Annotated in this window: 9 protein-coding genes and 1 pseudogene; 3 read left to right on the forward strand and 7 right to left on the reverse strand. The window is 63.3% G+C overall.

Features of this window, described 5'->3' with window-relative positions:
- Window positions 1-94: 94 nt before the first annotated feature.
- Genes LDL37_RS13535 through ccmA form a run of 5 tightly spaced genes read right to left on the reverse strand, consistent with a single transcriptional unit; the run spans window position 95 to window position 2,895 of the window.
- The gene (locus LDL37_RS13535; RefSeq protein WP_290799274.1) at window positions 95-634 is read right to left on the reverse strand and encodes a DsbE family thiol:disulfide interchange protein; all 540 of its coding nucleotides are present in this window, start codon (window positions 632-634) and stop codon (window positions 95-97) included.
- Window positions 631-807 carry a heme exporter protein CcmD gene (ccmD, locus tag LDL37_RS13540; RefSeq protein WP_290799276.1) on the reverse strand — a complete coding sequence of 59 codons (177 nt, stop codon included), beginning with the start codon at window positions 805-807 and terminating at the stop codon, window positions 631-633. The genes LDL37_RS13535 and ccmD overlap by 4 nt, the downstream gene beginning before the upstream one ends.
- On the reverse strand, window positions 807-1,541 hold the full coding sequence (locus LDL37_RS13545; RefSeq protein ID WP_290799278.1) for a heme ABC transporter permease: 735 nt from the start codon (window positions 1,539-1,541) through the stop codon (window positions 807-809). The genes ccmD and LDL37_RS13545 overlap by 1 nt, the downstream gene beginning before the upstream one ends.
- Window positions 1,542-1,583: 42 nt before the next feature.
- Window positions 1,584-2,273: a heme exporter protein CcmB gene (gene ccmB, locus LDL37_RS13550; RefSeq protein WP_290799280.1), complete on the reverse strand. Its 690-nt coding sequence runs from the start codon at window positions 2,271-2,273 to the stop codon at window positions 1,584-1,586.
- Entirely contained in the window at window positions 2,266-2,895 is a 630-nt protein-coding gene (ccmA, locus tag LDL37_RS13555; RefSeq protein WP_290799282.1) for a heme ABC exporter ATP-binding protein CcmA, read from the reverse strand. The genes ccmB and ccmA overlap by 8 nt, the downstream gene beginning before the upstream one ends.
- Window positions 2,896-3,114: 219 nt before the next feature.
- Here ccmA and acnA point away from each other — a divergent pair, with 219 nt between their 5' ends.
- On the forward strand, window positions 3,115-5,793 hold the full coding sequence (gene acnA, locus LDL37_RS13560) for an aconitate hydratase AcnA (protein WP_290799284.1): 2,679 nt from the start codon (window positions 3,115-3,117) through the stop codon (window positions 5,791-5,793).
- A gap of 77 nt (window positions 5,794-5,870) precedes the next feature.
- Here the strand turns inward: acnA and LDL37_RS13565 are convergent, their stop codons facing one another.
- Window positions 5,871-6,209: a GIY-YIG nuclease family protein gene (locus LDL37_RS13565; protein WP_290799286.1), complete on the reverse strand. Its 339-nt coding sequence runs from the start codon at window positions 6,207-6,209 to the stop codon at window positions 5,871-5,873.
- A gap of 70 nt (window positions 6,210-6,279) precedes the next feature.
- Between LDL37_RS13565 and LDL37_RS13570 the strand changes: the two genes are divergently transcribed.
- Both LDL37_RS13570 and acnB read left to right on the forward strand, forming a co-directional pair.
- Window positions 6,280-6,846 carry a DUF2239 family protein gene (locus LDL37_RS13570; protein ID WP_290799288.1) on the forward strand — a complete coding sequence of 189 codons (567 nt, stop codon included), beginning with the start codon at window positions 6,280-6,282 and terminating at the stop codon, window positions 6,844-6,846.
- 180 nt (window positions 6,847-7,026) lie between these two features.
- Window positions 7,027-9,615 (forward strand): bifunctional aconitate hydratase 2/2-methylisocitrate dehydratase, encoded by a 2,589-nt coding sequence (acnB, locus tag LDL37_RS13575; RefSeq protein WP_290799290.1) that lies wholly within the window; start codon window positions 7,027-7,029, stop codon window positions 9,613-9,615.
- A 197-nt stretch (window positions 9,616-9,812) separates the two neighbouring features.
- Here acnB and LDL37_RS13580 read toward each other — a convergent pair.
- Window positions 9,813-10,000: pseudogene (locus LDL37_RS13580) on the reverse strand (glucuronate isomerase); the annotation flags it as partial.

The raw sequence follows: 10,000 nt of genomic DNA on the forward strand, positions 1-10,000 counted from the left end.
TCCATTCGAGAATTTCTCATGTCACTGACACATATGAGAAATTCTCGCTTCTTCAACGGCCGGATGCGGTCAGCATCTTCGGCCGTTGGTATAATTAAGGCAGCTTCGTCCCTTCACTGACGGCCTTGTACACCGCAGGCACGGTTTCCGGCACGATCGGGCCGGTGATCTTGTCGATCACCACGCCGTCCGCGCCGACGATAAAGGTTTCCGGCACACCTGAAATCCCCAGATCGAGCCCCATCTGCCCGTCTTCGTCGGACAGTATGCGCGCGTAGGGATTGCCGTGCTTTTCGATAAAGCTCAGCCCATTGATCGGCGTATCCTTATGGTCGATGCCGATAATGATGACACCCTTGGCCTTCAGGTCCATCAGATAGGGGTGCTCGGCCAGACACGGCGTACACCACGAGGCAAAGACATTGACCAGAACCGGCTTGCCCGACGCACGCGCGATCGCCGGCAAGGAGGCCAGCGACCCGTCGTGCAGATCGGTCAGTTGGCGCGCCGGCAACGGCTTGCCGACCAGCTCCGCCGGGGCGTAGTCGGTCTTTTTATGGAAATTGTACCAGCCGAGTATGGCCGCAAGCCCTACCAGCAGGACCAGAGGCGCGGCCAGCAGAAGGCGCTTCATGCGTCCACCTTTTGTGCCTTTTCAGCGGCCAGAGTCTCCTGCAACGCCTTGAGCTTCGCCGCGCGGTCACGATGCGCGCGCACGCTCAGCACGGTGAGGCTGAGCAGGGCCAGCGCCGTCACGCCATAGCTGCCCCAGACGAAAAAGGCGTACTTGCCCATATCCAGATCCATTACGCCCCTCCTTCGCGGAAGCCGAGACGCGCCCGCAGTCCGTTATATTTGCGGCTCAGGATTTCCGTATCTATGCGGATCAGCCACAGCCACACGAACAGTGCCTTATAGGCCAGTGCCATCACCAGCAGCGGCCACAGCATGGACGGCGCGACGGTGGGGCCATCCGGCCGGAAAACCGAAGCGCCCTGATGCAGGGTGTTCCACCAATCGACCGAAAACTTGATGATGGGCAGGTTGATCAGGCCGATCAGGGCCAGAATGGCGGTTGATTTGGCCGCCCTCTGTTCGTCTTCGATCGAGGCGTGCAGGGCGATATAGCCGATATAGAAGAGGAACAGCACCAGCACCGAGGTCATGCGCCCGTCCCATTCCCACCAGGTGCCCCACATGGGCTTACCCCACAAGGACCCGGTGATCAGGGCCAGTGCGGTGAAGACCGCGCCTATGGGGGCAGCGGCCTTGGCAGCGGCATCGGCCAGGGCATGACGGAAGATCAGGCCGAAGAAGCTCGCCACGCCCATGACAAGATAGGTAAACAGCGCCATCCACGCCGCCGGGACGTGGATATACATGATGCGCACCGTGTCGCCCTGCTGATAGTCTTCGGGCGAGGCGAAGCAGAGATAAAGCCCCCACGCAAACAGCACGAGGCTCAGCCCCGCCACCCACGGGCGCACGGGCGCAAACACCTTCGAGAAACGGTCCGGATTGGCCAGCCAGCTTATGATCATGGGTGTCTCACATAGGCGGTTTCACGAAGAGCGACAAGTCTGTCAATTTAACGCACTGCGCAGCGCCGCGCCCATGGCGATGGGGCCCAGCGCCAGCGCAAACAGGCCGTAGGCGCAGAGCAGGCTGAGCGCCTGAAACACGGGGGCACCGGTGACGAAGGCCTGCATCAGGCCCGCGCCGAAAATGACCGGCGGCACATAGAAGGGCAGGACCAGCAGGGCGATCAGCACCCCGCCCTTACGTGAGCCGAGGGTGAGTGACGCCCCCGCGCCCCCGATCAGGGCAAAGCTGAGCGAGCCGATCAGGGCCGCCACCAGCGCCAGACCAGCCACGCCCACGGGCGCGCCCAGCAGGATCATTACCACCGGCGTCATCAGAGACAGGATCAGGCCCGTGCCCAGCCACTGGGCCAGACATTTGAGAAACGCCACCCATTCGAGCGCCAGCGGCCCGGTGCGCAACAGGTCGAACACCCCGTCTTCGTAATCGCGCTCAAACAGCCGTTCCAGCGACAAAAGGGAGGCCAGCGCCAGACACAGCCAGGTCAGGCCCGGCGCGATCTTCGACAGGGTTTGCGCCTCCGGTCCGAGGCTGAGCGGCACCATGGCCATCAGGGTCAGATAGAATCCGGCGGCCAGCACCGGCCCGCCGCCGCGCGCCAGAGACAGACCCAGATCGCGCTTCAACAGGGCGAGGGAAGGGGAGGCGGGGCTCGCCTTTAACTCACCCATAGACCGCCTCCATCGCCGGTGCCGTCAGTCGCAGTTCGCGCACCTCAAACGGCAGCGGATCGTGCACGGCGCAGACAATCAGCCCGCCTGCACTCAGATGTGCCCGCATCAGCTCGGCCAGCTTCGCCCGGTGTTCGGCATCGAGCGGCGACATAGGCTCATCGAGCAGCCAGACGGGGCGCTTCGCCATAATCAGCCGTGCGCACGACAGTCGTCGCTTCTGTCCCGCCGACAGCATCCGTGTTTCCAGATCCAGCAGGGGCGACAGGTTCAGCCGCCGGATCGCCTCGGCCTGTCCCGCCGCCGTGCCCCCCAGAAAGGTGCGCTGAAAGTCCAGCTCCGCCCCGGCCAGACGTCCCGGCGACAGGGCTTCGGCGTGACCGAGATAATGGGCCTGCGCCGCCATTGACCCCTCCGGATCGACGCCGTCCACATAGCGCACGCGGCCGCCGTCGGGGCGGATAAACCCGGCCAGTGTGCGCAGCAGCGTCGTCTTGCCCACCCCATTGGCCCCGGTCAGGGCGACGCACTCACCCGGTGCGACGGAAAACGACAGGTCATGGATCAGATGGCGGTAGCCTTTTTTCAGGCTCAGCGCGTCCACCGCAAGAGAGAGGGCCATCAGGCGAAAACTTCCGAACAAATTCCCCACGGCGGGGGCTTCTTCATAGACGAGTAGCCGGAAGCGGTTTAGAAGGCAATTGACCGCGCCATCGGCCGGTAACCGTGCGACCCCGGACAGGACCCTGTGCGTCCGTCAGGGCGGAACGCGCGACGCCGGTTTCAGGCCCATTGGGGGCCGCGATGTTCCCACCTTACGCGGTCGGAAGGAAAAGCGACCATGTCCCTCGACAGCTTTATTTCTAAGGCCGAACTCACCGTCGGCGACCACACCTACACCTATTTTGACCTGAAGGCCGCCGAAGCCAACGGCCTGCCCAACATCTCGCGGCTGCCCGCTTCGCTGAAAGTGCTGCTGGAAAACCTGCTGCGCAACGAAGACGGCGTGTCGGTGACCAAGGCCGATATTCAGGCGCTGGCCAACTGGATCGACAATAAGGGCTCGGTCGAACATGAAATCGCTTTCCGCCCGGCGCGCGTCCTGATGCAGGACTTCACCGGCGTCCCGGCGGTGGTGGACCTTGCGGCCATGCGCGACGCCATGGTCAAGCTGGGGGCTGATCCGGCCAAGATCAATCCGCTCAACCCAGTGGACCTGGTCATCGACCACTCGGTCATGGTCGATTATTTCGGCACGGCTGATGCGGCCAAAAAGAATGTGGACCGCGAATATGAGCGCAATATGGAGCGCTATAACTTCCTGCGCTGGGGCTCGTCGGCCTTCAACAATTTCCGCGTCGTGCCGCCGGGCACCGGCATCTGCCATCAGGTCAATCTGGAATATCTGGCGCAAACCGTGTGGACCAGTGTAGCGGCGGGCGGTGAAGTCGCCTATCCCGACACGGTGGTCGGCACCGATTCGCACACCACCATGGTCAACGGCCTGAGCGTGCTCGGCTGGGGCGTCGGCGGCATCGAGGCCGAAGCCGCCATGCTGGGTCAGCCCATCCCCATGCTGATCCCCGAAGTGATCGGCTTTAAGCTGACCGGTCGCCTGCCGGAAGGCGCCACCGCCACCGACCTTGTCCTGACCATCACCCAGATGCTGCGCAAAAAGGGCGTGGTGGGCAAGTTTGTTGAATATTTCGGCGAAGGCCTGACCACCCTGTCGCTGGAAGATCAGGCGACCATTGCCAATATGGCTCCGGAATATGGCGCGACCTGCGGCTTCTTCCCGGTGTCGCAGGCGACCATCGACTATCTGACGGCCACCAACCGCGAGCCCGCCCGCGTCGCTCTGGTCGAAGCCTATGCCAAACAGCAAGGCCTGTGGCTCGATCCGGAAAACGATCCGGTCTTCACCGATACGCTGGAGCTTGACCTTGGTGGCGTGCTGCCGTCTCTGGCCGGTCCCAAGCGTCCGCAGGACCGCGTGCTGCTGACCGACGCGGCGGCGGAATTTGCCAAGGCCCTGAGCGGTGAGTTCAACAAGGCGGGCGATGAAACCCGCTCGGCCCCCGTCGCCGGTACCGACTACAGCGTCAAGCACGGCGATGTGGTCATTGCCGCCATCACCTCGTGCACCAACACCTCCAACCCGTCGGTGCTGATCGCCGCCGGTCTGGTGGCGCGTAAGGCCAAGGCGCTGGGCCTCAGCGTCAAGCCGTGGGTTAAGACCTCGCTGGCCCCCGGTTCTCAGGTCGTCACCGATTATCTGAATGCCGCGGGCCTGACCGCCGATCTCGATGCGCTGGGCTTCAACCTGACCGGCTATGGCTGCACCACCTGCATCGGCAATTCCGGCCCGCTGCCCGAAGCCATTTCGGCGGCCATCAACGAAGCCGATCTCGTCGCCTGCTCGGTCTTGTCGGGCAACCGCAATTTCGAAGGCCGTGTGAACCCCGACGTGCGCGCCAACTATCTGGCCTCGCCGCCGCTGGTCGTCGCCTATGCGCTGGCCGGATCGCTGAACGTCAATCTGACGACCGATCCCCTGGGCACCGGCAGCAACGGTGAGCCGGTCTATCTCAAGGACATCTGGCCCACCAATGCCGAGATCGCCGAGATTCAGCGCGCCAACGTCACCCATGACAAGTTCAGCGCCCGCTATGCCGACGTCTTCAAGGGCGACGAACACTGGCAGGCCATCTCCGTGTCCGGCGGTCAGACCTATCAGTGGGACGCCACCTCGACCTACGTCGCCAACCCGCCCTATTTTGAGGGCATGACCATGACGCCGGAGAAGGTCACCGACATCGTCGAAGCCCGTGTGCTCGGCATCTTCGGCGACTCGATCACCACCGACCACATTTCGCCGGCCGGTTCGATCAAGAAGACCTCGCCCGCCGGTCAGTGGCTGACCAACCACGACGTGCCGGTGTCGGAGTTCAACTCCTACGGCGCGCGTCGCGGTCACCACGAAGTCATGATGCGCGGCACCTTCGCCAATATCCGCATCCGCAACAAGATCACGCCGGACATCGAAGGCGGCGTGACCAAGCACTTCCCGTCGGGCGACGTCATGGCCATCTATGATGCCGCCATGCGCTACAAGGCCGAAGGCCGCAGCATGGTCATCTTCGCGGGTAAGGAATACGGCACGGGTTCCTCGCGCGACTGGGCGGCCAAGGGCACCAAGCTTCAGGGCGTGCGCGCCGTCATCGCCGAGTCGTTCGAGCGCATCCACCGCTCCAACCTGGTCGGCATGGGCGTCCTGCCCTTGCAGTTCAAGATCGACGGCTGGCAGAAGCTGGGCCTGACCGGTGAGGAAATCGTCACCATCCGCGGCCTCGAAAACGTCCAGCCGCGTCAGGAACTGATCGTTGAGCTGTTCCGCGCCTCGGACGGCAAGGTGGCCCGCTTCCCGGTCCGCTGCCGCATCGACACCCCGACCGAGCTTGAATATTTCAAGAACGGCGGCGTGATGCCTTACGTGCTGCGCAATCTGGCCCGCGGCTAGGTTTGGTAAAGCAGGCAGGGGGCTTGCCCCCTGCCCCCCGATTGAGGAGCCCCGTCGTCACCGGCGGGGCTCTTTTTTTACAGCAACCCCTCCGCCTGTAACCGCTGCTGCCAAAGATCTTTGCGGCGTTTCAGATCGTCCTTGCGCGCCATTTCGGAATAGTCCTCCGGAACGCGATCCAGCGCCTCATAGCGAAACTCTGTCTCGCCATGCGCGTTCCAGGCGGCTTGCAGGCTGGCGTGGCGGTGGCTGCCCAGTCGCAGCGTAAACCACAGGCCGTTCTGCTGCGCCTCCAGATTGCGGCTGGCCCCCACCCACGTCTCGCCCGTGGCGTTGCAGATCACCGCATAGACCCCGCTCACCGCCTTGCGTTCCTTATAGGCCGCGATGGCCGCCTTCTTTTCATGGCTGTCCATGATCTCCTCCTTTGACAGCGGCGCTGATAACGCATATTTTTATCCGGGTAAAATAAATTCTGAGAACCTGATGACGTCCGAACCCCTCTACGCCGTGTTTCAGGCCGCCCGCCGTCTGATCGTTGGCCCGCCCGCCGAAGCCGCACTGGCTGCCCACAAGGCCCTTGCGGCTCAGCCCGACGCCCCCGTTATCGTCCTTGATCGCGCGACGGGTGCGGTCGTCGATCTCGACCTGCGCGGCGACGCGGCGGCCATTCAGGCGCGCTATGCCCCCACACCTGAAACCGCGCCAGAAACCGTCAAACGCGGACGGCCAAAGCTGGGGGTCGTGCCGCGCGAAGTCACGCTTCTGCCGCGTCATTGGGAGTGGCTGTCGCAGCAGCCGGGGGGCGCCTCGGTGACCTTGCGCAAGCTGATCGACGCGGCGCGCAAAGGCGGCCCGGACCCCAGGGCGCGCCTCAATGCCGCCTATCGCGTCATGGTCACTCTGGCGGGCGATCGTGAGGGCTTTGAAGAGGCGTCGCGCGCCCTGTTTGCCGGGGATCGTGCCGCACTTCGTCAGCGCCTTGCCGTCTGGCCCACCGATATTGGGCAGGAGGTTCTGGCCTGTCTCGACACCGAGCCGCCCAGCGCCTGAGGCACGCATCATGGCCAAAAGCGCCGTTCAGGAGTGAAAAACAAACTTCACCCATGCAAATTTCTGCGCCGTTTCACGCCCATTTTACCCCTGCGGCCTATGCAAGGCTTCGCGCCTGCGATATGCGCCAAACCAAGGACTCCATAAGTCCGTCCCCAGACCCTTTCCAAAGGTGTACCGATGCTTGAAGCCTATCGTGCCCATGTGGCCGAGCGCGCCGCGCTTGGCATTCCGCCCCTGCCGCTGACCGCGCAACAAACCGCCGAAGTGATCGAACTGATCAAGAACCCGCCCGCCGGCGAAGCGGAGTTCCTTCTCGACCTGATCACCTATCGCGTGCCGCCGGGCGTCGATGATGCGGCCAAGGTCAAGGCCTCCTTCCTGTCGGCGGTGGCGCATGGCGACTTCCCGGTTGAACTGATCAGCCGCGAAAAGGCGACCGAGCTTCTGGGGACCATGGTTGGCGGTTATAACGTCAAGCCGCTGATCGACCTTCTGAGCGACGCTGTGGTTGGTAAGATCGCCGCCGAAGCGCTGAAAAAGACGCTTCTGATGTTCGACTTCTTCCACGACGTGGCGGAACTGGCCAAGGCCGGTAATGCGAACGCCAAGGACGTGATCCAGTCGTGGGCCGAAGCCGAATGGTTCACCTCGCGCCCCAAGGTCGCCGAAAAGATCACCGTCACCGTGTTCAAGGTCACGGGCGAAACCAATACGGACGACCTGTCGCCCGCGCCAGACGCCTGGTCGCGCCCGGACATCCCGCTGCACTATCTGGCCATGCTGAAGAACGCCCGCCCCGGCATCACGCCGGAAGAGGACGGCAAGCGCGGCCCGATCCAGTTCATCGAAGACCTGAAAGCCAAAGGCAACCTCGTCGCCTATGTCGGGGACGTGGTCGGCACCGGGTCGTCGCGTAAATCGGCGACCAACTCGGTCATCTGGGCCACGGGCGAAGACATCCCCTACGTGCCGAACAAGCGCTTTGGCGGCGTGACGCTCGGTGGCAAGATCGCCCCCATCTTCTTCAACACGCAGGAAGATTCCGGCGCCCTGCCCATCGAAGTCGATGTGTCGCAGATGGATATGGGCGATGTCATCGACATCTACCCCTATGAAGGCAAGGTCGAAAAGGCCGGTCAAAAGATTGCCGACTTCCAGCTCAAGTCGCACGTTATTCTGGACGAAGTGCAGGCCGGGGGCCGCATCAACCTGATCATTGGTCGCTCGCTGACCGCCAAGGCGCGTGAGTTTCTGGGCCTGCCGGCTTCGACCGCCTTCCGCCTGCCGGTCGCCCCGGTCGATTCGGGCAAGGGCTTCACGCTGGCGCAAAAGATGGTCGGCAAGGCCTGCGGTCTGGCCGAAGGGCAGGGCATCCGTCCGGGCACCTATTGCGAGCCCAAGATGACGACGGTTGGCTCACAGGACACGACGGGCCCGATGACCCGCGACGAACTGAAAGACCTCGCCTGCCTCGGCTTCTCGGCCGATCTGGTCATGCAGTCCTTCTGCCACACGGCGGCCTATCCGAAGCCGGTCGATGTCAAGACGCACCGCGAACTGCCGGCCTTTATCTCCAACCGCGGCGGCGTGGCCCTGCGTCCGGGCGACGGAGTCATCCACTCGTGGCTGAACCGCCTGCTGCTGCCGGATACGGTTGGCACCGGTGGCGATTCGCACACCCGCTTCCCCATCGGGATTTCCTTCCCCGCCGGTTCGGGCCTTGTGGCCTTTGGCGCGGCGACGGGCGTCATGCCGCTCGACATGCCGGAATCCATCCTTGTCCGCTTCAAGGGCCAGCTTCAGCCGGGCATCACCCTGCGCGACCTTGTCCACGCCATCCCCTACTACGCCATCAAGGCCGGGCTCCTGACCGTGGCCAAGGCCGGTAAGGTCAACGCCTTCTCCGGCCGCATCCTCGAAATCGAGGGCCTGCCGGACCTGAAGGTCGAACAGGCGTTCGAACTGACCGACGCCTCGGCGGAACGGTCGGCGGCGGGCTGCACCGTGAAGCTCAACAAAGAGCCGATCATCGAGTACATGACCTCGAACATCGTGCTGATGAAAAACATGATTGCCGACGGCTATCAGGACGCCCGCACGCTGTCGCGCCGCATCAAGGCGATGGAAGACTGGCTGGCCAACCCGGTGCTGATGGAAGCCGATGCCGACGCCGAATACGCGGCGATCATCGACATCGACCTCAACGACATCAAAGAGCCGATCCTGTGCGCCCCGAACGATCCGGACGATGCGCGTCTTCTGTCCGACGTGCAGAACACCGCCATCGACGAAGTGTTCATCGGCTCGTGCATGACCAATATCGGCCACTTCCGCGCCGCCTCCCTGCTGCTCAACGGCAAGAAGGACATCCCGACGCGCCTGTGGGTCGCGCCGCCGACCAAGATGGACGCCGCCGAACTGACCAAGGAAGGCCATTACAACGTGCTGGGCACCGCCGGGGCGCGTATGGAAATGCCGGGCTGTTCGCTGTGCATGGGCAATCAGGCGCAGGTGCGCGAAGGGGCGACCGTCGTTTCGACCTCGACCCGCAACTTCCCCAACCGTCTGGGCAAGAACACCAACGTCTTCCTCGCCTCGGCGGAACTGTCGGCCATTGCCTCAAAGCTGGGCCGCCTGCCCACCGTCGAGGAATACCTCTCCGACATGGGCGTCATCAATGCCAAGGGCGCGGAAGTCTATCGCTATATGAACTTCGACCAGATCGAAGAATATGCCGATGTGGCGTCTACGGTGGCGGCTCAGTAAGCCCGGTTAGATAGCGCAGGGGTCGCAGACCCCTGCACCCCGATACAGGGAGCCTCGCTGGCAACAGCGGGGCTCTTTTTTTACCTCCCCGCCAAAGGCAAATGTAGCAAAGCCCTCCGGACGGCACCGGAGGGCTTTGTAATTTATCGGGTGAAGGGGCCAGTCGGCCCCTTCCTCTTTAAGCAAACCCCAAAACCTTACAGCTTATAGGCCGCCTTGGGCAGGTTATAGGTCAGGTCCTTGATCGTCTCAGCCGCGTCTTCCAGTTCGAGGCGGTGTTCGACCACTAGACGCGCCAGGAAGTTGGCGTCGATGCGGCGGGCGACGTCGTGACGCGCCGGGATCGACAGGAAGGCGCGCGTGTCGTCGTTGAAGCCCACCGTAT

Source organism: Asticcacaulis sp., assembly GCF_020217185.1.
Classification (GTDB): Bacteria; Pseudomonadota; Alphaproteobacteria; order Caulobacterales; family Caulobacteraceae; genus Asticcacaulis.